19 protein-coding genes are annotated in these 23,663 nt (G+C 38.3%); 9 read left to right on the forward strand and 10 right to left on the reverse strand.

Annotated elements, in window-relative coordinates; all coding sequences use genetic code 11:
• Positions 1-314 precede the first annotated feature (314 nt).
• From J2743_RS03770 to J2743_RS03790, 5 genes are all read left to right on the forward strand, one after another.
• Positions 315-2,999 (forward strand): valine--tRNA ligase, encoded by a 2,685-nt coding sequence (locus J2743_RS03770; protein ID WP_209625234.1) that lies wholly within the window; start codon positions 315-317, stop codon positions 2,997-2,999.
• A gap of 52 nt (positions 3,000-3,051) precedes the next feature.
• Entirely contained in the window at positions 3,052-4,425 is a 1,374-nt protein-coding gene (aroA, locus tag J2743_RS03775; RefSeq protein ID WP_209625235.1) for a 3-phosphoshikimate 1-carboxyvinyltransferase, read from the forward strand.
• A gap of 380 nt (positions 4,426-4,805) precedes the next feature.
• Positions 4,806-5,273 (forward strand): GTP-binding protein, encoded by a 468-nt coding sequence (locus tag J2743_RS03780; RefSeq protein WP_209625236.1) that lies wholly within the window; start codon positions 4,806-4,808, stop codon positions 5,271-5,273.
• Complete coding sequence (locus tag J2743_RS03785) at positions 5,270-5,950, forward strand: endonuclease III domain-containing protein (protein WP_209625237.1); 681 nt, start codon at positions 5,270-5,272, stop codon at positions 5,948-5,950. Before J2743_RS03780 ends, J2743_RS03785 begins: the two co-directional genes overlap by 4 nt.
• Positions 5,951-6,197: 247 nt before the next feature.
• Positions 6,198-6,986: a helix-turn-helix transcriptional regulator gene (locus J2743_RS03790; protein WP_280904331.1), complete on the forward strand. Its 789-nt coding sequence runs from the start codon at positions 6,198-6,200 to the stop codon at positions 6,984-6,986.
• Between the two features lie 155 nt (positions 6,987-7,141).
• Here J2743_RS03790 and J2743_RS03795 read toward each other — a convergent pair whose 3' ends face one another.
• From J2743_RS03795 to rbr, 6 genes are all read right to left on the reverse strand, one after another.
• On the reverse strand, positions 7,142-8,131 hold the full coding sequence (locus tag J2743_RS03795) for a sensor histidine kinase (RefSeq protein WP_209625238.1): 990 nt from the start codon (positions 8,129-8,131) through the stop codon (positions 7,142-7,144).
• A gap of 257 nt (positions 8,132-8,388) precedes the next feature.
• Positions 8,389-9,843 (reverse strand): ATPase domain-containing protein, encoded by a 1,455-nt coding sequence (locus J2743_RS03800; RefSeq protein ID WP_209625239.1) that lies wholly within the window; start codon positions 9,841-9,843, stop codon positions 8,389-8,391.
• Positions 9,844-10,181: 338 nt separating this feature from the next.
• Positions 10,182-12,368 (reverse strand): DHH family phosphoesterase, encoded by a 2,187-nt coding sequence (locus tag J2743_RS03805; protein ID WP_209625240.1) that lies wholly within the window; start codon positions 12,366-12,368, stop codon positions 10,182-10,184.
• Positions 12,369-12,720: 352 nt separating this feature from the next.
• On the reverse strand, positions 12,721-13,215 hold the full coding sequence (locus J2743_RS03810) for a hypothetical protein (RefSeq protein WP_209625241.1): 495 nt from the start codon (positions 13,213-13,215) through the stop codon (positions 12,721-12,723).
• Positions 13,216-13,516: 301 nt separating this feature from the next.
• Positions 13,517-13,900 carry a desulfoferrodoxin gene (locus J2743_RS03815; protein ID WP_209625242.1) on the reverse strand — a complete coding sequence of 128 codons (384 nt, stop codon included), beginning with the start codon at positions 13,898-13,900 and terminating at the stop codon, positions 13,517-13,519.
• A 116-nt stretch (positions 13,901-14,016) separates the two neighbouring features.
• Positions 14,017-14,601, reverse strand: coding sequence for a rubrerythrin (gene rbr, locus J2743_RS03820; protein ID WP_209625243.1), 585 nt, complete (start codon positions 14,599-14,601; stop codon positions 14,017-14,019).
• Positions 14,602-14,929: 328 nt separating this feature from the next.
• Between rbr and J2743_RS03825 the strand changes: the two genes are divergently transcribed.
• Together J2743_RS03825 and J2743_RS03830 are read left to right on the forward strand one after the other, a co-directional pair.
• On the forward strand, positions 14,930-15,445 hold the full coding sequence (locus tag J2743_RS03825; RefSeq protein WP_209625244.1) for an OB-like fold-containing membrane protein: 516 nt from the start codon (positions 14,930-14,932) through the stop codon (positions 15,443-15,445).
• Positions 15,426-15,935, forward strand: coding sequence for a metal-dependent hydrolase (locus J2743_RS03830; protein ID WP_245248023.1), 510 nt, complete (start codon positions 15,426-15,428; stop codon positions 15,933-15,935). Before J2743_RS03825 ends, J2743_RS03830 begins: the two co-directional genes overlap by 20 nt.
• Positions 15,936-16,007: 72 nt before the next feature.
• Here J2743_RS03830 and J2743_RS03835 read toward each other — a convergent pair whose 3' ends face one another.
• The gene (locus tag J2743_RS03835; protein ID WP_209625245.1) at positions 16,008-16,559 is read right to left on the reverse strand and encodes a hypothetical protein; all 552 of its coding nucleotides are present in this window, start codon (positions 16,557-16,559) and stop codon (positions 16,008-16,010) included.
• A gap of 16 nt (positions 16,560-16,575) precedes the next feature.
• Entirely contained in the window at positions 16,576-18,045 is a 1,470-nt protein-coding gene (locus tag J2743_RS03840; RefSeq protein ID WP_209625246.1) for a sensor histidine kinase, read from the reverse strand.
• 454 nt (positions 18,046-18,499) lie between these two features.
• Here J2743_RS03840 and rfbA point away from each other — a divergent pair, with 454 nt between their 5' ends.
• Positions 18,500-19,372: a glucose-1-phosphate thymidylyltransferase RfbA gene (rfbA, locus tag J2743_RS03845; RefSeq protein ID WP_209625247.1), complete on the forward strand. Its 873-nt coding sequence runs from the start codon at positions 18,500-18,502 to the stop codon at positions 19,370-19,372.
• Between the two features lie 10 nt (positions 19,373-19,382).
• On the opposite strand, the gene J2743_RS03850 is transcribed toward rfbA, so the two are convergent.
• Positions 19,383-20,561, reverse strand: a complete 1,179-nt coding sequence (locus J2743_RS03850) for a CDP-glycerol glycerophosphotransferase family protein (protein WP_209625248.1) — start codon at positions 20,559-20,561, stop codon at positions 19,383-19,385.
• Positions 20,562-21,130: 569 nt separating this feature from the next.
• On the opposite strand from J2743_RS03850, the gene J2743_RS03855 reads away from it, so the two are divergent.
• Complete coding sequence (locus J2743_RS03855; RefSeq protein WP_209625249.1) at positions 21,131-22,078, forward strand: SDR family oxidoreductase; 948 nt, start codon at positions 21,131-21,133, stop codon at positions 22,076-22,078.
• Between the two features lie 139 nt (positions 22,079-22,217).
• Here J2743_RS03855 and J2743_RS03860 read toward each other — a convergent pair whose 3' ends face one another.
• A complete protein-coding gene (locus J2743_RS03860; protein WP_209625250.1) occupies positions 22,218-23,564 on the reverse strand; it encodes a nucleotide sugar dehydrogenase in 1,347 nt (448 codons plus the stop codon).
• Positions 23,565-23,663: the final 99 nt, after the last annotated feature.

The following is a 23,663-nucleotide window of genomic DNA, read 5'->3' on the forward strand; positions in this document are numbered from 1 at the left end:
CACCGTTATATTTGTCGTTAATTTAAGGATATTCCTGTTTGTTAATGTTTTTATTTTAATATTTTTATTCACCTAATTGTATACAAACTATGACTATAACTTAAACTACATCTAAGTTTAATAAAATTATATCCTAGTTTAAACTATATTCAAGTTTAATAAATTATAACCTTAGATTAAACTATATCCATTAGTTAATAAACCATAGAAATACTTAACTTGAAAGCATATATATTTAATTTATACTAATTTAGCTACTAGTTTGGCTGATTCTAGAATTATTAATGATTTACCATTTTAAAGGAGTACCTAAGATGAAGGAAGTTGAGGTTCCCAAGGAATACCATCACGATAAAGAAATAGAATGGCAAAAAACCTGGCAAAAAATAAAGTTATACCAGTTCAACACAGATGAGACCCGCCCCAGATATATAATTGATACACCACCACCATATCCTACCGGTTCCATCCATATAGGGCATGTTTTAAACTGGCTTTATATGGATGTCATTGCCCGTTGGAAGCGTATGCAGGGGTATTCAGTGTTATTCCCCCAGGGATGGGACTGTCATGGTCTGCCTACCGAGGTTAAGGTAGAGGAGATCCACAGCATCAAGAAGAATGATGTTCCCAGGGAAGAATTCCGTAAGATGTGCATTGAACTTACCAGTGAAAACATATTGGGTATGAAGACACAGATGCAGAGAATGGGTTATTCCCAGGATTGGAGTAGGGAATATGTAACCATGACTCCACAATACAAGGAAAAAACCCAGCTGAGTTTCCTGAAGATGTATCATGATGGTCTTATCTACCGTGCTGTGCACCCGGTGAACTGGTGTCCCCGTTGTGAGACAGCCATTGCTTTTGCTGAAGTTGAGTACCAGGAAAATGAAACTTTCCTCAACTACCTTCAATTTCCTGAAGCCGAAGATGAAGGAAGTGTACCCATCGCCACAACCCGACCTGAATTACTGGCTGCATGTGTAGCAGTGGTAGTTCATCCTGATGATGAACGCTATCAGCACCTTGCCAGGAAAAAAGTCACAGTACCTCTCTTCAACCGTGATGTGAAAATCATCACTGACCAGGAAGTTGACCCTGAATTCGGTACCGGGGCAGTTATGATCTGTACCTTCGGGGATAAAACCGACGTAACATGGGTTAACCGTTACAATCTGGACATAATCGAAGCAATCAATGAACAGGGAATAATGCAAGATGTCTGTGGAAAGTACAGTGGATTAACCCTGGCAGAATGTAAAAAAACCATTGTGGAAGATCTGGATAAAGAAGGATTCCTCACCAAAAAAGAGAAAGTTGACCAGAATGTGGGTCAGTGCTGGAGATGCAAAACACCCATTGAGATACTGGTTAAAAAACAATGGTTCGTGGCTGTTAAAGAACTTAACAACCAAATTGAAGATGCCGCCGAAGGTATGAATTGGATGCCAGAACATATGAAAACCCGTCTTTTAAACTGGACTGGTAGTATGGATTGGGACTGGTGCATAAGCAGACAGCGTATTTTCGCCACCCCCATACCAGTATGGTACTGTAAAGATTGTGGAGAAGTTATGATACCATCAGAAGATGAACTTCCCATTGATCCTACCCAAACTCAACCCACCAAACCGTGTAAGTGCGGAAGTACAAATTTCATTGCTGAAGAAGACGTCCTAGACACCTGGATGGATAGTTCCATAACCCCCCTGGTTATAGCTGGATGGCCATCACCAGAATACAAAAATCTTTTCCCATCAAGCATCCGCCAGCAGGGACACGACATCATCCGGACCTGGGCGTTTTACACCATTCTTCGTAGTTTAGCCCTTACCGGGAAATCACCATTTGAAAGTGTGGTTGTAAATGGTATGGTATTTGGAGAAGATGGTCATAAAATGAGTAAATCCCGGGGAAATGTAATCAAACCTGAAGAGGTAGTTAAGGAGTACGGTGCTGATGCCCTACGTTTATGGGCTGCCAACAGTGTACCTGGTTCCGATGTTCCATTCGCCTGGAAAGATGTTCAGCATGGCTATAAATTCCTGAGGAAATTCTGGAATGCATTCCGTTTTGTGAACATGCACCTGGAAAATTATGATAAAACCAGCAACGAAGAAGAAGTTATATCCACATTAAAACCCCTGGATAAATGGATCTTATCCGGGTTAAATCAACTGGTAGGAGAAGTAACCAAAGCAATGGAAGAGTACAACTTCGCCCACGCCCGTAACCGTATCCAGGCCTACATCTGGCATGACTTCTGTGATGATTACATTGAAGCAGTGAAATACCGACTTTACACTGATAATGGGGGAGAATCTAAGCAAAGTGCGCTTTACACACTGAACACCGTGATTTTAACCACTTTAAGATTATTATCTCCATTTACACCCTATTTTACTGAAGAAATTCATTACTATCTGGAAGGATATCAGGCTGAAGAAAACAAACCCGGTAGCATTCACCAGGAAAGCTGGCCTGAAGTTAACCAGGAACTGGTGGATGAATCCACTGATGAAATTGGAAAAGTTGGGGTGGAAATCATCAGCCAACTTAGAAGGTTCAAAGCCAACCGTAAAATGCCATTAAACACTCCCCTAAAATCAGTTACCATTTATTCCGTTTCAAAAGACACTTACGACCAGTTAAACATCCTTCAGGAAGATATTAAAGGCACCATGCGTATTGAAAACCTCACACTTCAGGAAGGTAAACCCGATGTCCGGGAAATAGTGGTGGAAGTCACCCCCAGGATGGATAAAATCGGACCGAAATTTAAGGGCCAGGCCCCGGTTATTGCGAAATATTTACAATCAAATGATCCCCAAATAATAACAGAAACCATTGATAAGGATGGTTTTATTGATATTGAAGGATCAAAAGTCACATCAGAGCATGTTTCCACCAGTAAAGAACTGGTGGGGCGTACTGGGGAGAAGGTTGATCTGATCCTCATGGAAGAACTGGACCTGGTAGTGGAACTGGTTATATAAGTTTCTAACTGTTTTTTTAAAAAAGGGATTTTTAAAGAAAAGGGTGATGCAAGTGGAACTACGGGTAGAACAGGCAAAAAGAATTGAAGGGAATGTTAAAGCACCTCCATCTAAAAGTTACACCCATCGAGCACTTTTACTGGCCTGTTTAGCAGAGGGTAAATCCTATCTCCGGGACCCCCTTTACTCTGCCGATACCATGGCCACCCTGGAGGCCTGCCAGGCACTGGGATGCCAGATAGATGTAGATGATGATCTGTGCAGAGTCAGGGGTACTGGTGGGAATTTTAAAACTCCTGATGATATTCTGGACCTTAAAAACAGTGGCACCACCCTGCGTTTTTTAACCACCATGGCCAGTTTGGCACCAGGACACACCATGTTGACTGGTGATGAATCCCTAAAGGGACGTCCCATGCAACAACTCCTGGACGCCCTCCAAAAACTGGGAGTAAAAGCTTTTTCAGCACATAACAACGGCTTACCCCCAATTGCAATTGAAAGTGGATTTACAGGTGGTAAAACAGATATTAAAGGTGATGTGAGTTCACAGTACATCTCTTCCATCCTGCTTTCTGCACCTTACGCCCAGAAATCTGTGGATTTAGAGGTTGTGGGTGATTTCAAGAGCCGACCCTATGTGGAGATGACCCTGGATATAATGGAGAAATTTGGAGTCAAAGTCAAGCAGGAAGGACGAGAACATTTCCACGTTGATAATCAAATTTATCATGCAGAAGATTACACCATAGAAGGTGATTATTCGTCTGCATCATACCTTATCAGCGCAGCAGCGACTTGTAATGGGAAAATTAACATTCAAAACCTGTTTTCTGACTCTAAACAGGGTGATAAGGTAATACTGGATATTGTAAAAAAAATGGGTGGTAAAATCCTGGTAGAAAAGGATCATGTCATTATCAATGGAACCATAGACCCAAATAAAGGACAATCAGGAACCATAGACCCAAATAAAGGACAATCAAGAACCATAAATACAAATAACAAACAATCCACAGGAGAACTGATTACCTGTGATCTCAGAGGGATTGATGTGAACCTGGAGAATACTCCTGACCTGCTACCCACAGTTGCTGCACTGGCATCTGTGGCCCAGGGAACCAGTCATATAACTGGGGTGGAGCATGCACGTTTTAAAGAAACAGATAGAGTGCACACCATGGCCCTTGAACTATCCAAACTGGGAGTTAAAGTTACCGAAGAAAAAGATGGTCTAACCATCCAGGGCGGAGCCCACGGTGGTGTAGTGGAAAGTCACGGTGATCATCGTCTGGTTATGGCCCTGACACTGGTTGGAATGGTGACTGGAGGCGTGTTAATTAAAGATGCTGATGCATACAGAGTATCCTTCCCTGACTTTCCCCAAGTCATGCAAGAATTAGGATGTCCTGTGAAAGTCATGTAGAACTTTAATTATTTTTTTAAATTATGATTAAGTGATTGTCTCAAGGAAAACATCTTACTATAAAAAATATAAGCAGAAAATGAGGGATAGTGAAGAACATCCTCATAAGTACCAATTCATCAAGAATATTTCCATTAAATTCCATTAAATGATGGTTGCCTTTATGGGATATCATCTAATGGTGGATGTGATTATTAGGTGATGGTTCATAGCTTATTACGAAAATACTTATATATTGGACCATGATTAATACCATAATTAATAATAAATTAACTTAACCATGTTTTTAGGTGTGCAAATCTGATAATAGGGTTTGTGAATGCGAACTGAGAAAATGGGTTTAAAGGGGAATAATTCTACTGGATCTGCAGGGGATTAGAATGAAACATAATAATGAGACCAAAATTGTAGTTATGGGTGCCTATAATTCTGGGAAGACCACTACCTTAGAACAGATCTGCCATAACAAAGCAAAGGTAGAATATAATGGAACTACTACTGGCCTGGACTATGGTAATATCATGATCAGTGGGGAAAAATTTCACTTTTTCGGAACACCAGGCCAGGAACGATTCAAGTTCATGCGCAGGATCCTTGCTGAAGGTTTGGATGGGGCCATACTGGTGGTGGACAACACTAATGGAATCACCTCCACAGACCAGGAGATCATGGAACGCCTGGACCAACATCAAATCCCCTATGTTGTTTTTGCCAATAAACAGGATTTAAACCCTGGAGATTTGGAAATTAATTATGATGCTCCCTTAATTCCCACCGTTGCCCAGAACGGAGAGGGAATAAAAGAAGGTGTGGAGATTCTCATAAAAATGATTAAATCGGGGCGATGACCATCAACCCCGATGTAATTAATATTAACAATTCTGATAAAACCATAGACACAGTTATGGAACGTCTTCAAAACCTTTATGACCTGAGGGTTTTTGAAGATGGTGATCCCTATCGCGTGCTAATCAGAACCATACTATCCCAAAGAACCAGGGATGATAACACTGACCGTGCCTCAGCACAACTCTTTTCGAAATATAAAACCATTGAAGATATTGCAAATGCTGATCCAACACATTTAGAACCTTTGATTCGACCTGCAGGTTTTTATCATGTTAAGGCCAAGCGTATTGTGGATGTTTCCAATGAATTACTGGATGACTTTAAAGGCAAGGTCCCCAATAACATTAAAGATCTCCTGAAACTTCCGGGTGTGGGAAGGAAGACTGCTAACTGTGTTCTGGTTTACGGTTTTCAAATCCCAGCCATACCTGTGGATGTGCATGTTCACCGTATAAGCAATAGATTAGGTCTGGTTAACACCAAAACACCTGAAGAAACCGAAGAAAAATTAATAAAACTGGTTCCAAAGGAATACTGGATTGAACTCAACGATTTAATGGTGCAGTTTGGACAGACCATCTGCCGCCCACAAAATCCCCTGCATGAACAGTGCCCTCTCCAGGAAATTTGTGATTTTTACCAAGATATTGCTGTTAAAATGGATATAAATAAATAAAGTTAAATCCTTTCAATTGAATCTAATCACATAACTTGAATTGTGAAGGTGTAAGGAAATATATGAAATAAAAGTAAGTAGTAACTTATATGTTGATTACCATTATATGTAATATGTAATAGAAAATAGATCGAATGCTTTTAAAAAAAAGGTAGTTTATAAACTATTTTCCACAGTAAAACAATATTATTGGGGGGGTGATTAAATCAATCAAGAATACATTGAAATTTATCAGGAAATTAAAAACCTGTTAAGATACACTTCTAGTTCTTCAACCAGGATAAAAATTTTAATTTGCCTCAGTGAGGGCATTCAAACCATGGAGGAACTGAAAAAAGAAACCGGGATTACCACTTCCACCATATCCAATAATCTGAGTAACATGGAAAAAAAGAATATAACCTCTAAGGTAGGGGAAAAATATGTTCTTTCACCAATAGGTAATATAATAACATGCAACCTGATTGAAAACATTAAAAATGCTGGTGTTATCAACAAATTCCAGAAATTTTGGTTGAAACATGATCTCTCCAGCATTCCCTCTGAATATATCAAAAAAATGGGAGATCTATATAATTCATCATTGGTTGAATCTGAGTCTGGGGCAATATACAAACCTCATGAGACATATAGTCAGTTATTATTAAAATCAAAGTATGTTAAAGGTGTTTCTCCAATTTTAAGTTCTAAATTCCTTAAATTATTTCAAAATATGATAATGAAAAATGATGATATAACTGTAGAACTTCTATTAACTCAGGATGTAATAAACCAAATCATAGAAGGTATTGATTTTGAAAAATTAAAATATCTTAACGACTCCATGTCTAAGGGTAAGGTAAAATTAGGGGTACTTGATGATGATGTTAAAATCGGTTTAACCGTTACTGATAAATATTTGTCTTTGGGTTTATTCCATGAATATGGAGAGTATGATCACACCAAAGACCTTATCAGTGATGATGGTGATGCTGTTGCCTGGGGTAACCAGTTATTTGAATATTATAAAACCAAGTCTGAAAAATTCGGATTTTAACTTTATCAACACGTCTTAATAACTTTAATAAATGGTGCATCCCACCATCACCTAGATCCCCTAAAGATTAAAAAAAACCTTTTTTTGTTAAATGATTTTAGTTAAAGTTTAATTTAATGAACAATAAAAAAAAAATTAGATAGAAAGATAGTTGATTAGATAGTGGGGTCTCTAAATTCAATACGAAATTTGGTTCCATGGTTGCGGTCCAGTTCTAGTTTTCCATTAATTTGAGATGTGAGATTATTTATCAGTAATACACCAAGGCTGTCTGTATTTTTCAGGTCAATTTCCAATGGGATTCCAATACCATCATCATATACTTCTAATAGGTATTCATTACCAAGTTTATGGAAGGTTATACCAATAACTCCATCTTCATCATCTGAAAATGCATATTTGAAGCTGTTAGTAACCATTTCATTAATTATTAATCCTAGAGGTACTGCAGTATCCACATCCACCTTCACATCATTCACATCCAGGTTAAGATGTATCTGGTTCCTTCCAGTGTAGTAAGTGTTAAAAAGGTCCCTCATAAGGGAATGGATGTAATCTGCAAAGTCTATCTTTTTCAGATCATTAGAAGCGTATAAACGCTCATGAATAAGGGCCATGGATTTGGTACGGTTCTGACTTTCCTCAAAAATTTTACGAGAATCCTCATCTTGAATATAACGTGATTGCAAATTCAGGAGACTGGATATGATCATAAGATTGTTCTTCACCCGATGGTGTACCTCTTTTATCAACATTTCTTTATCATGTACCAGCTGGTTAACCTGAACCGAAAGTTGATGGGTTTGTAATAAAACTTTAACCCTGGAGAGTAACCGCATCTTGCTGATGGGAATGGTGATAACCTCATCAAAACTATACCATATATCTTGAACCTTTTTCAAGTCAGTAGAAGATGCAACCAGAAGATAAGGAAGAAAAAGTGGTCTTTGTGCTTCTTTCTTTAATTTAAATTCTTCCTTTTTATGAAACCATGAAGCTAGATCCATAATTATAAGGCTTAAAGGTTCCTCTGAATCTTTTTCAATTTCTGATTCATCGTATATTTTTCGAAAACCAGTTCCCAATAGATCTCCTACCATTTCAGCGTTTTTGTGATTGATCATGGATATTAATATGGTTTCCATTGTACTCACTTATCCCTAAACATTCCGAACCGATTAATTCATAAACTTCCCTAATTCATTAACTGATTACTCTCTTATAACTACGGTTTTAACCAGTACACCATTAGCACCTTGCATCAAACCTTTTTTCCACATTCCTATGATATTGGGGGATGAAAACCAAGAAGAAAACTCCTGAAATTATTATTTCTTCACCTGACTTCCAGATTTCCTGGTTACATAACCCTTTTATTCTATTTCCTGGTTTTAAAAACCTTTTATTCTTTTATTTGATTTTCACTGTGCTCAGGTGTGCCACTGAGTACTCCCTTTATACTGGTCAAAGGTTGGTCCACCCGAATTCCGTACTGAGTGATACGGAACTCACGAAGGTTTTTTTCAAAGTCACTCAAGCGTTTTTTCAGGACTCCAATTGTTTTTCTAAGTTCTCCTCTCCTCTCAAAGTAACGGAGGAATATTATGTTATCTGCCAGGTAACTAATTCCAATTTCAGTTATTTTTAGGCCCCCACTCACGTCTTCCACCTCATTGATAAGGATAACAGTTACCCCAGAGCGGGTCATGTACTTAGACAGGGAGTGCAGGTGGCTGACTGGATCTTCTCCACGTAGGGAAAGTTTGTATCCGGAAGTACTATCGATCATCACGATCTTAGATTGATTTTCATCCACTTCTTTACGTACCAGTTGTGCGAATTCTTCAGGGGAATATCGTAAAGGCTCCACCTGAACTACGGAGAGCATACCTGTCTTGATCATACTCCTTACTGGTATGTTTATGGATTCACAGCGGTTGATGAGACTTTCTTCACTTTCTTCAAAGGTGTAAACCACTGAACGTTCCCCTCTACCTGCTGCTTCTTTCATGAATTGGATGCCTACAGTAGTTTTACCAACCCCACTGGGACCGCTTATGATTGTGGCTGTGCCTCTTTCGATACCTCCATGGAGGAGTTCATCTATCTCTGGAACACCGGAAGAAATGGATTCATGATCATATTCTATTCCATTGATCATAGGTCTAAGGCGTGGATAAATCATGACCCCTTTACGAGTAATTCGCATGGAATGGGCACCAAAACGAAATCCTGAACCCCTATATTTGCTGATAGATATACTTCGGCCTTCTGGAAAAAATTTGAGGTTTATTATCCCATCACACATGAACTGTAAGTCATCATCGGGGTCTTTGTCACTGAATTCAGATGTAAATAGTACTGTCGCTCCTTTATCCGTTAAAAACCTGAGGAATGAAAGGACTTGTTTTCTAAACTGGAATTCATCAGTGGAAAGATATCTGAATTGTGTGATGGGGTCTAAAAATACTCGGGTAGGCTTGATGATTTCCATTATTTCCATTATTTCCGATGTGGTTGATTCCCGTTCGACTTCTACAGGTGAAAAAATGTTATAAGCCCCCATATTTGCAAAAAAATCTTCATCTGGACTTAAATCTAAAAAATCAATTCCTTCAGTATCAAATCCCATTCCCTGGGCATTGCTAATAACCTGGTCTGTTGGTTCGCCCATGTTTATAAAAAGTACCTTTTCATTATTTTTTACCCCCTCACTGAGAAAATGCATTCCAATAGCAGTTTTTCCGGTTCCTGGCATTCCCCTGAGAAGATATGACCTGTAAGGGACGAATCCTCCCATCAAAATCTCGTCAAAACCCTTTATCCCACTAGCTAATTTTTCGTTTCGTTCTAACATGACATCCCATCCATCATACTATGTGGTTAACAATATTGTAATTTCCAAACAATTTAATTGTTTTTTTAAGATATCATTGTCTTTTGATATTATTATTACATATTCACAATAGCATAAAGATCAAAATAGTTTTAGTGAATAGTGTCACAAAACTCATGAAATAACAATAAAATTCAGAAAATAACGATTCTTAAGTTGAAAAAAAATCTCAAATGAAGGTTAAAATGAAAAATTAAGACATAAATAAAACATCAACGTGTATGAAAGGGAGATAGTTAAAAAAAAAATAAATTATAAAGACGTTATTGTATCCACTCAACTAAAATCAAAAGAAGTGACTAAGCTGTTTTAAGCCCAGCCACCTTTCCAGCGAAGTTTTGCAGTACTTTTTTAGACAGTCCTTCCACAAATTTGAGACTGCCAGCACATTCATGCCCTCCACCATCAATACCTGCTTCAGGTATCTCCTCTGCTAACTGTAGTATGATGGTGTTGAGGTTGAATCCAAACATCTCGTTAACCGCATCAGTGGCCCTTATCACACCAAAATCTGGCCCATAAGCCAGGGTGATGATGGGTGTTTCCTCACCAAGCTTCTGCACCATCTGGTCATGTACAAAGCCACATGTCTTACCAGGGGCAGGGTAAGTGAATTTATGGGCATATTTTTCCACATCCAGAACATTGAAAGTGATTCCATTGGGAAATCCCTGGGTCTTGAGGTTGGGCATGGCTGCAGCCAACTGCCACTTAACCCTTTTTTCTGATTCATTATATAACACATCCACCAGTTTAGTGTGTTTATCTCTGTTACCCAGACCCAGAATGGTGTCCATTATTCCCCGACCATTCATGAATCGCAGATAAAATGCTTCAAAATCAATGGCAGTGGCGATTTTTTCCAGATCATCCAGTTCATAACCTTTATCTTTTGCCAGATCTATGTACCATTCTGCCTCTGGTGATCGAGCGTGATCTCCCACTGCAGCAATGCCCGGTAGGTGGAGGAGACGTTCCCGGATGGAAGGGTTGATCATTTGTGCCAGCTCAACAGCCAGTGCTCCGGCTGTGACTTGACTGTCACCTCCCTCCAGGTAAGGATTAACATGCACATCCACATAGTCATCAACCGCTACTTTACCATCAACTACTTCTCCAGGGTAGTGATGATCCACTACCACCACTTCCAGATCATATATTTTGACCTTTAAAAGAGCCAGTATATCTTCCTCAGTGGAACCATTATCCAAGAGGACTATTAGGGGTAATTTTTGACCGTGGCGTTCCAGATCCTCCAGTGCAAAAGAAAGATCCTTAACCACGTCTTCAATCTCATAGAAGGGTGCTTTACTGGGTGAACGGCGGAAGTAATGCCATTCAGCATCATTAGCAGGGTTGATCTCCTGAAGTAATGGGATCACCGCTTTTTCCACTGCCACTCCTGCACAGATACCATCAGCATCAGCATGGTGACGCACCAAAATACTCCTACCATCCAAAACTGCGCGACGGATGGATTTAGCTGCTTTACGGAGCCTAGGTTGGAGTTTCCTGAGTATGGGTGCATCCTGGATTAGTTCATCATTTTCTGGTTGGGCACGTTCATCTAAGGCTTCATCAATCAGTTTCCTGACTTCTGTAGCTTCCAATCCATGTAAACGTTCAATGGATTCTGATTCAATCTGTATTTTACCACCGTGGAGTGAAACTTCCCCTAGAACCTCAACTATATTGTCAATGTTAATATTGGGGTAAACCCTTACTCCGGGTTCGTCAAAGGCTGCAGCCCAAGTTATACCTGTTTCATCAGACACGGTGAAGATGGTAGGGCCACTGGTCTGCTGGATCTGGATGACTTCCCCCACCACCCGCACGTTCCGTCCCTTCATCTTAGGAGTTATATCCACAATTCTTGTGCGTGGTACATCTTTTTTGAGTTTAACCAGTTCATAGGTTCCCTTGATAGCGGCTGGTGCCAGATCCACTTCTCCTCGGTTATGTTTGATCTCGGTAACCTGGACAAATAATTCGTCACCCACACTGTATGGAGGGTTGCGTAGGCGGAGGAGGCCGTAAAGTTTCTTGGATAAACTTACAAACACTCCGTAATCCTCAACTCTGGTGATCTTTCCCTTATAGTGTTCACCAATTTCTAGATCCCGTAGTTCAGAAGCAGGATGTAACTGGTAGACCCTGGGTTTGTCCTGTTTGTCCCGGCATTCATCACAGTAATCACCGGATTTAATAGGACGACCACATTTGCTGCACAGATTAACTTCACCTTTTCCATTACACTCCGGGCATTCTTCAGTAACTTCCACTTCCCCCTTACCATGACAGACTGAACAGGGCACTTCCTGTTCTTCATCAAGTTGAAAACGTTCTTTAGCCCCTTCTGGTAAACCTTTTAGATGATTTTTAATGTCAACTTCACCAGTTACTCCAGTACCATGACAGGCTTCGCATATTTTATAGCTTACCACGGTACGTCCTTTTCCCTTACAGTGTGAACAAGTTTTTTTCATTTTTAACCTCGTAAAAAGTAGTTATTGTCGCTCTAATCCCTTTAATAATCTTTGATTAGTTTTAATAATAAATTCCTCATGAAATTCTCTAAATATGGACTGTTAACATCTTAATATTAACTTCTTCATGAAACTCCACTGAATATAAAGCATTAAGTTTTCTAATAATAAAATTCTTCATAAACTTCACTGAATACTGGAACATTTTGATGATAGGATAATATAATATTTTAGACATGATTTTTGTTATTTCAAATGTTATAAAACTTAATTTAGTTAAATTTAGGTAATGAAAAGAACTAAAACTCAAAAAATATTACAATTACATAAATATTGAAGTTTTTCCATGTTCTTATGACTTGAATTTAGTGGGATTTTCCCTCACTATCTCCTCTCTTTGTGTCTGGTATTTGAGTGATGTCTCCATATATTGATTGGCTAAATCCACATGTTCATTGGCTGTGGTGGTATCATTATTCATGAATAGTGGTATGGCCAGTTGGAGTTCGTTGGTGGCATTGAGCTTAGCATCTACTTCCTGTAGTGTGATCTGAAGGTAGTCAATGTAAACTTCATTCTGAATGTTCTTACTGTAGATTAATGCTTCCTGGGCAGATGTTTTAGCCATGTTATACTGGGCTGTGGCATTATTGCACTGCTGCTGTGCATCATAATAACTATATTTGTTGGTGCTTAGTGCAGCTTGGTTGAAATACTTATCACCTGCATTGAGGTGTTCGTTGATTATTTCAGCTAACTGATCTATCTGGGCTACTTGTGTACTTAGACATCCTGACAGGGACACTGTCAGAATTATTAGGCTGAATAAAATGATCACTTTACGCATATGACACCAACAACATTCAGATTTGAATTGAAAAACTATTACTAAGATTATGTGTTATCAAATAATAAATTAATGGATTTCATTTAATTTAAACTATTCTTGTTCTGATAATATACCTTATTCAAATTTATGTATTGAAAAATTTAGAATAATGTTTATTTCAAATTTATTATTTTCTAAGATAAATTCCATCTTTTATATCACTGAACTTAAAATCATTCATCTGATAAAAGATTCTGTTTGAAAGAATGGATTGTAAGGAGGGATTTTTTCTTCCAATCCTTAACTAATCCTAAATCTCTCAAGACTTCCAGAGCCCATGAATATTACAGTAACTCCTGGCGTTAATTTCTTCACCCTCAATGAACTTCACAGGGAAATTAGCCTCAGGTTCATCTCCGGGCTCTAAAAAGTGGATATATGTCCCGTGATCAGTGGCAAGTTCTACCCATTGGATATAATGGTTTTCCTCCATGGGGTGGGGAACCTCTCCCATTTTAACCTTTATTCCATCATCGGAATGTTCAATTATAGGAATGTGCTTTTCTGGACCAATATCTCCCTGTTTTGCCTCTAAAAGCTCCATTGGCACTTCGCAACAAACCAGCTCTCCAGGCCCTGCACACAGTAAGGTCACTATATTTCCACAGACATCACAACGATATACCTGTCCTATTTCAGTCATTTTTTAAACCTCAATTAAAATTTAACCCCAAATAATTCGATTTGTACCTTAATTTTACTATATTCCCGTGGCAATCAATTATTTACTTGTTAATCCTCATAAAAAGATAATGAGGATTAATATTCCTCACAAAGTATGAAATAGTACTTAGTAGGATGATCACAGGCAGGACACTTTTCTGGTGGTTCTTTACCAGTGACAGTGTATCCACATTTCATACAGGTCCAGGTGACCTCTTTATCCTTTTTAAAGAGTGTGCCGGCTTCTAATTGTTCTAACAGTTGGGTGTATCTTTTCTCATGGTGGACTTCAGCCTTTCCAATGGCCAGTAATCTCTGGGCAATATCATTTAAACCTTCCTCTTTAGCTACCGCAGCAAATTCAGGATACATTTGGCTGTTTTCATAGTGTTCTCCTGCTATTGCGGCTTTAATGTTCTCCACAGTATCACCTAGAGTGAGGGGTGCATCTGCTTCCACATGGATCTCTTCAAGATCCTGACCCATCTTCTCCTTAAGCTCCTGAATGAGTCGGAACAACCATTTTGCATGTTCACGTTCGTTATCAGCAGTTTCCAGGAAAATTTCGGAAATTTTAGGGTAACCATCCTTTTTTGCCTGTTTAGCATAAAAATTGTAACGGTTTCTGGCCTGACTTTCACCAATAAAGGCCTTTGTGAGGTTTTTCAATGTTTTCTCCATTATAAACACCAAATAAATATTGAAGGTTAAAGTTTATAAATTTTCGCTCCTCCTCCTGCGAGTGTACATGGCTTTAAATAGTACATATACCCATTGTAATAAGTATAATTTCTTGTTAAGGGTTAATTGAACGAATTTTACATATTATTTGAGGTTTTTCTTAGAAACAACTCTAACTATAGTCATAACGATGTTCAACTATAATCATAATGCCTGTCTATTTTCATAATTCGTTAAGATGGTTTTTGCAATTTACATATTAAAAAATAGAAGATGATCATTTAAAATAGAATATCATTATTATTATCAATCACGGAGTAATCTATACATGAAACAGGAAGAAATTAAGCAACGTTTGATAATAGGAATTATATTAATAATTGCCCTGGCCACTCTGTGCACATATTATGCAACCCACTATGAAGAACACCTTAAATACCCGTCCTACCGTGCAATTCTGTCAGATTATCCCTTGCAAGAAGTAGTAAATGTTGGTGGGACAGTGACCAAGGTTGATGCTGATGGATTTCTGATAAAGGAAAATTATCATGGGCAAATTATCACCATGAAAATCCTCACAGATAACAGTGAATCAAATATTAATCAATCCAGATACAATTCCACATCAATAAACACTCCGGTATCAGTTAACGATAGGGTTTCAGTGGTGGGTGTTTTAGGACCCCATAACCAGATTGTAAGTGTGCAGAAGATGGAGATAACTGAGTACTGGAATTACATCTTCATCCTCCTGCGGTCTTTTCTGGCTTTATTGGTTTTAGCGTATATTTTCAACCGTTACTGGCATTTCGACCGGGAAAGCTTTGAGTTCAGGAGGCGCTGAACATATGCCAGACTGGGTGGTTCACATTGCAGTAGCCTGGATTCTCTGCCGGATCCTGCGCTTCAAATATACTCAGTTTAACCCTGGAAATACTGCCCTGGTTATGGTGGGATCAGTATTCCCTGATGCATTGAAAGTTTCCATCTTACTTGAATTTATGGGCTTGGATTGGTGGGATTATCTTTACGTACTCCACCTTCCTGTGGGATCCTTCCTACTGGCAGGGATTGTCTCCCTCTTTTTTCAGGAGAAAAAAAGCGCCTTCCTGTTTTTATCACTGGGTATTTTAACCCACTATGCCCTGGATCTACTCTTAATTCAACTGGGAAACGGGATTTACCTATTCTATCCTGTAAACTGGATGGGATTTTCTGCCGGCCTGGTACCCAATGATGATTACTACATAACCATTGTGGCCCTGGTGATAGCATTTTTAGTTTACTTAGTATCCAGATGGATAGAAAAAAAGCAAGATAGAAGTGTTGATTAATTGAATTGTTATTTGAATTAGGATTGACTATTATCAGTTGTTAATTGATCTAATTAGTCCTAATTGATAGTCCTAATTGATAGTCCTAATTATGGTATTCACAGTTTGATCAAGTTTGTATCTTTCATTTGCAAAAAATGTTGATGCATCTGATGAGATCATATCTATTAATATCTGATAATATTTCCCATTTTTCTGGAAAAAATAATATTGGACCGTTTCTCCACCGGCATCACGGCTGACCTGAATAGTTTTAACAGAGAGTCCTTCCCTTGAGGAAGTTCCAGAGGATGAAACATGCCATTCTGGTTTCTGACTCAGATCATCATAAGCCTTCTTGTAATAAGCCTGATCAGGGTATTGATCCACCATAATCATTACAACACCTTCATCTGTTGATCCATTAAACTTCAATTTGGCAGAAGATCCGTATCCTGTGGAAAAATCCTGGTACCATCCTGATTCGATCTGAAACTGGGAATCATTCACCATACCATAGCCGGGTTTAACCGGATTAACATCAGTGGGATTGGATGAACATACATACAAGTATCCGACCAAAATCAATACCAGTAAAACAGCAGCAACCACAAAAATTAACAATTTTGATCTTCTGGAAACCATTCTCATACCCCTTATCCTACAAATTCAAATCCGTGAATTTTTCTTCACTGAATATGATTTTAAAACATGTTCCATTATCCTGTTCAAGTTCTATGGTACCACCAATCTGGTCAACCAGAGTGTTCACCAGACGCATTCCCAGAGAGTTTGATTTTTTAAAGTCCAGATCCTCAGGAAATCCCACACCTGTATCAGAAACAATGAAATGGTATTGTTCACCTTCCCTGTAAAATTTAACATTAACTTCACCGGCCAGATCATTAGGAAATGCGTGTTTAAGGCTGTTTGAGACCAGTTCATTGACAATTAATCCCAGAGGCACTGCAGTGTTAATATCCAGGAGTATGTCTCCCACATCCATGTTGAGATGGATGTTGTCTCCAGTTACATAGGTTCTGAAGAGTTCCCTGGTGAGGGTTTGGATGTAATCCCCGAAGTTGATGCATTTAAGGTCTGTGGATTGGTAAAGCATTTTATGGATGAGTGCCATGGAACGTGCCCGGCGTTGACTTTCCCTGAAGACTTCCAGAACAGCTTTATCCTTTATATATCTGGATTGGAGGTTGAGAAGACTGGAAATAACATTGAGATTGTTTTTAACCCTGTGATGGATTTCTTTGAGGAGTAGTTCCTTTTCTTCCAGGGATTTGTGAAGTTGGGCCTCGTTTTCTTTCCTGCGGGTGATATCCCTGGCTATGGACAGGATCATCTTCTCCCCCCTGAGGTTGAAGATGTGGCTGTTAATCTCCACAGGTATGTGTGTTCCATCCTTGGTTACTTGGATTGATTCAAAGGTTGCTGTACCTTCAGATTGTATTGTGTTCATGAAGCTGGAAATCTGGTGGTTCTGGTCACTTTCAATATCTTCTGAGCCTATTTGCAGCAGCTCTTCCCGACAGTATCCTAAACGTTGGCAGGCCACATCGTTGATTTCAGTGAATTTGCCTGGGTTACCATCACTTTGGATTGTTTGGAGGAATATAGCATCGTTAGCATTGTTGAAGACTTCCCTGAATTTTTCCTCACTTTCCTGAATTTTCAGTTCCATTTTTTTATCATCAGTGATGTCCCTGGCTATGCTGGATGCACTGACTACCTTTCCGTTTGCATCCTTAATGGGAGAGACACTGAGGGAAATATCCGCCAGGGAGCCATCTTTACACTTATGCAAAGTCTCATAATGGGTTACTTTTTCACCACTTTTGATCCAGGCCAGAATTAGTGATAGTTCACCAGTGTTATAGGGTGGTATAAGCATGGTCACTGAGTTACCTACAGCTTCTATGGAGGTGTAGCCATAGATATTCTCTGCACCAGGATTCCAGGATAAAATAGTGCCATCCAAACCTATACTCATTATAGCATCTTCTGTGTATTCTATAATGGATTTAAGGTAACCCAGTTCATCTTCTGATTCCTGGAGTTTCTGTTCTGTTTCCAGGAGGATGTTTAAAATTTCCTGCTGGTCTAAATCTTGATGTTTCATGGTAATAACTAATAATAACTCATTGGGGTTAATAGATTAAGTTTTATCTTTAACATATTTTTTTGTTTTTATTTCTTAACCTATTATCGTTTGGTTTTTATTTCTTGATTTATTTAATTCATCAAATTAAATTAAACAATTCAATTGAAATTTTTTTAAGGTTATTTATTTGAATTAAAGATTAGAATAAATCATTATTAGTGGATTAGAGACTAGTTAATGGATTAGAGACTAGTTAGTGGATTAAAGACTAGAAAAATATTATTAAAAGATTAAGGGAATAATTTGAAAGTTTGTTGTAGGATTTAATCTGAACTCAACTGACATGTTTTTAAAAAATTTAAAATTTTATTAATATGAGTTTTTTTATATATTAACAATAATATTAATGAACCTTTAATAGTTATTTAATAGTTATTGACTTGCTCTAAAAACTTATAAGAGGTCTTATATTATGAAAGGAATTATCTTAGCCGGAGGATCCGGAACCAGACTTTACCCAATAACCAAAGCTGTTTCTAAACAATTACTGCCCATCTATGATAAACCAATGATCTATTATCCCCTATCTGTTCTCATGCTGGCAGGTATACGGGAGATACTGATCATCTCCACCCCCAGGGACCTACCACAGTACCAGGATCTGTTGGGTGATGGAAGTCAACTAGGAGTGTCTTTTTCCTACGCTGTTCAGGAGAAACCCCGCGGCCTGGCAGAGGCCTTCATTGTGGGAGAAAAATTCATTGGTGATGATAAAGTGGCACTGGTTCTGGGAGATAATATATTCCATGGCCACCGTTTTAGCGAAATACTGGAAAGAGCAGCATCCCTAGAAGAAGGAGCCATCATCTTTGGTTATTATGTCCGGGACCCCCATGCATTTGGAGTGGTGGAATTTGATGATGAAGGAAATGTACTATCTCTGGAAGAAAAACCAGAACATCCCAAATCCAACTATGCAATACCAGGACTCTATTTCTACGATAACAGTGTGGTGGATATAGCCAAACAAGTTGAACCATCTGACAGGGGCGAACTAGAGATAACTTCTGTGAATGAGGAATATCTCAAACGAAAAAAGTTGAAAGTGGAACTTTTAGGTAGAGGTATGGCCTGGCTGGATACCGGAACTCATATAGGACTCTTAGAAGCAGGTAACTATATTGAAGCACTCCAAAAAAGGCAAGGATTCTTTGTGGCTTGTCTAGAAGAGATTGCCTATAACAATGGCTGGATAGATGAAGAAACTGTGTTAAAACTTGCTGAAAGTCTTAAAAAAACTGATTATGCCAAATATTTGGTTGAACTGATTACTGGTGAGTTTTAATTCCAACAATTTATCTTTTTCCACCAAAAACAAGTTCATATACTCTTTCAGAAGATTTGTCATCCTGGTATTTATTCACGATATCATTTACTAATTTTCTTTCGTTTTCATAATAATTCGGGTTCTGGATGCAGTGATTCAGTTCTGTGAGAAAATCCTTGAATTTAAGGGCTTTGGGTCCTGGAGCCCAGAAATCATAGGGTTCAAATACAAATCCCCTGCACCGTGTGTACTCCTCCAAATCGGTTGGGATGAAAACAATTGGCTTTTTTAACAATAAAAAATCGAAATATATTGAAGAATAATCGGTTATTAGTATATCTGCAGCTCCCATGATATCGTATACATCTAAAAAGTTGTCCTGTAACATTTTTGATGTGATCAAGACCACATCGTCTTTATCATTCAAGACTTTTGAGTAATGTGATTCTTCAAATGGATGGAGTTTCACCAAGTAGAGTACCTTGTTTTCTTCTATGAATTTAGCAAACTGGGCATCGTCGTAATCGTTGAACCCCATGACATCTGGATTAGAGTTTCCATCAATTTTATCACCCCATTTTCGGAAAGTGGGAGTAAAAAGGATGATTGATTTGTATTTAGTTATATCTTTATTGAGAAGTTTGGAAAGATTATCTATGCTTTTTTCTTTTCGAAATATTTTATCATTTCGTGGTTGGCCTGTTATATGCACTTTCCTGGCGTCAACATAAAAACAGGAGCTCATGATATTTTTCATCAAATTCGAGGTACTTATTAAAACGTAATTATCATCATGACTTCTGGAAGATGTTAAATATGGGTTTTCAGAGTCTTCAGCGTATCCCATTGACTTAAGGGGCATGCCGTGCCAGAGGTTTATTAGAATCTGTCGGGATGATTTGAATTCCAAGAAAGTGTTATGGGTTGTAACGATATATTTGGATCTGAAAAATTGGTAGAATCCCATTAAACTATGTTTATTATATGTCTGGATTCTGTTAACCGAGAACTTATCCAGTAAGCTGGTATCTTCAACCATCCACACTAACTTATGACCAGAAGATGAATGTTCCATCTGGAGGTATTCGAAAAAGGCCTTGGAGTTATCAGAAAAATCAGGAGCACTGTCAAATAGTATTTGATGTTCATTTTCTGGAATAAATTTATTTATAAGCGTTACCAAGCCAGATTTAAGGGTGTCTATCATGTTAATATTCCTCACCAGAGGTTTCTCTCACTTCTTGATTAGTGTTTATGTAAAATGGAAATATCTGATAAATTTAAGATTTGAATCACTATTTTCATGTGTTTTGTTCACGATAACCTGTTTAATTTATAGTAAACCTTCGTTAGTTTATAGTGGGCTTTTTCTAGTTTAGTAGACCTTACTTAGTTTATAATGGGCTTTTTCTAGTTTAGTAGACCTTACTTAGTTTATAATGGGCTTTTTCTAGTTTAGTAAGCCTTAGTTAGTTTATGGTAATCCTATCAAAGATTTTATTAGATTTTATTATAATAGGAATTTGACGTATAACAGATTATTAAGTCGTGAATACGTCTTTAGTTATGATTGTTAGATTTTCTATTTCTATTAATTTCTGTAAGGATTTATTTTATCTATTTCTATGAATGATTATTTAACCTTAGTTAAAGTTTCCTAACGTTTTTTTATTTTAAATGATATATAACAATAGGATCATATGTTGTGTATGAGATGAACATTTTAAATTTTTAATATAACTTTATAATTGCCTTAAACTGTTAATATTTACCAGAATGGAGATAGATAATATTAAAAACAAAAAAATAGTGGTTACTGGTGGACTGGGATTCATAGGATCCCACTTAGTAGAAGAACTTCACACTGATAATGATGTTTTCATAGTAGATAACGAGTCCACCGGCAAACACGAAAATATACAAGATTTAGATATTGACAATATAAGCCTAATACTGGGTAGTATAACCCGCATTGATCTGGATGAAATCTTTGAGGGTGCTGATTTCGTGTTACACCAGGCAGCATTACCCAGTGTTCCCCGGAGCGTGAAGGATCCTTTAAGTTCCAATGAAGCAAATATTACCGGTACCCTGAGGGTGTTGATCGCTGCCAGGGATTGTGATGTTAAGAAGGTGGTTGCTGCCTCATCCTCATCAGTCTATGGTGACACACCAGTACTGCCCAAAGTGGAAACCATGCCCCTGAACCCCCAATCACCATATGCCACCACCAAAGCCACAGGAGAACTGTACTGTCAGAATTTCATTGATATCTATGGCCTGTCCACTGTTTGTCTTCGTTACTTCAATGTGTTCGGACCCAGGCAGGACCCAAAATCCCAGTACTCTGCTGTAATACCCAAATTCATAACTGCCATCCTATATGGAAAATCACCAGTCATATTTGGAGATGGCGAGCAGAGCCGGGACTTCACCTATGTGAAGAATGTAGTTCAGGCCAATATACTGGCATGTGAAACAAACATGCAGGGAGTATACAATGTAGCCTGTGGCAGGAGAACCACCCTCAATGAACTGGCAGACATAATTGGTGAAATAGTGGATTTGGATGTGAATCCAGAATACACTGATCCCAGACCAGGAGATGTTAAACATTCACTGGCAGATATTGAGAAAATAAAAAAACATGGATATGAACCCAGCAAAGACTTCAAAGAGGATTTGAAGAAGGTTGTTGATCATTTTCTGGAAGCAAAATGTTGAATTAAAAACTCTTTAATTTAAAATCCTTCTTTTTAAAAAAATGAACCATTAACCAACAAAAAAAACCATTAATAAAAAAAGTATATAAAAAAAGATTTAAGGGGATTAAAAGAATAATGGGATTTTAAAAAAATGTAGTTTAATGGGAGTTATTTACTGCTCCCACTCCACTGTAATGGAAACCCATTTTTCTTAATTCTTCTGGAGGGTAAACACGTCGGGCATCCACGATAATGGGGATCCTCATCAGTTTTTTTACTTTATCAAAGTCCAGGTTTCTGAATTCCTGGTGGGCAGTCATGAGTACCATGACATCGGCATCCTCCAGTGCATGGTAAACATCACTTTCCAGTGTGCCATATACAGAGGTCTCCTCAATGTAGGGATCAACAATGGTAACCAATCCCTGATTGTACTTTAATTCATTTATAAGTTCCTCGGATGGTGATTCCCTGTCATCTCCCACATTTTCCTTGTAGGACAGGCCAAGAACAACGATTTTGGAGTTTTTAACCGGCCGTTCGTTATCGTTGAGGGCATCAGTGATGAGTTTGAATACATGTTTAGGCATGTTATCATTGATGGTTCGACCAGCTGCTATTACTTTAGAATGATATCCTAATTCTTTAGCCTTTTTAACCAGATAATAAGGGTCTACAGGTAGGCAGTGCCCTCCGACACCACCCCCGGGGTAGTAAACATTGAAGTTCCACTTGGTACTGGCACCCTCAATAACCTCCATGACATCGATACCTATCTTTTCAAAGATCATGGCCAATTCATTTACCAATGCAATGTTCAAATCACGCTGGGTGTTTTCAATAACTTTAGCCGCTTCAGAAGTCTTAATATTCCTCAGGACCTTAATATCTTCTTCAATGATGAACTGATAGAGTTCACGGGTTATTTCAGCCCATTCAGGAGTTATACCACCAACCACCCGGGCCACTTTCTCTATGGAGTGAGCATCATCCCCGGGGTTGTACCTCTCAGGACAGTAAGCCAATCCAAAATCTTCACCTGCTTTCAAACCTGACTTTTCCAGTATTGGCTGGAGAACTTCTTCAGTCACACCAGGATACACTGTGGATTCTAAAACTACCAGTTTTCCCCTGCCAAGTCCCTTGGATACATTTTCACCAGCATCCATCACATGGGAAAGATCCGGATCTTTGGATTTGGTAACTGGTGTGGGAACAATCAGCAGGATAATATCAGATTGACGGGTTGCTTCGGGTAGGTCAAGGGTTGCCACCAATTTTTCTTTCTGAACAACCTTTAGGAGTCTTTCATCTAAACCCAGCTCTCCCAGGGGCGAAATCCCCTGATTGATCATGTTAAGTTTCTCTTCATCGATGCCTACTCCAATCACGTTAAAACCATTTTCAGCAAAGAATATTGCGGTGGGAAGACCTACATAACCCAATCCCACTACACAAATAGTTGATTCCTTGTTTTTAATCTTTTTCAGTAATTTTTGATACACTTTAACACCCATTTTATTGTAGATTTATCCTTTAAATTGAAGATTTATATGTGATATCAATAATTTGATAGACTTAGATTGAACATCAAATGATTGTGT

This window comes from Methanobacterium petrolearium, from assembly GCF_017873625.1.
GTDB classification, from domain to species: domain Archaea; phylum Methanobacteriota; class Methanobacteria; order Methanobacteriales; family Methanobacteriaceae; genus Methanobacterium; species Methanobacterium petrolearium.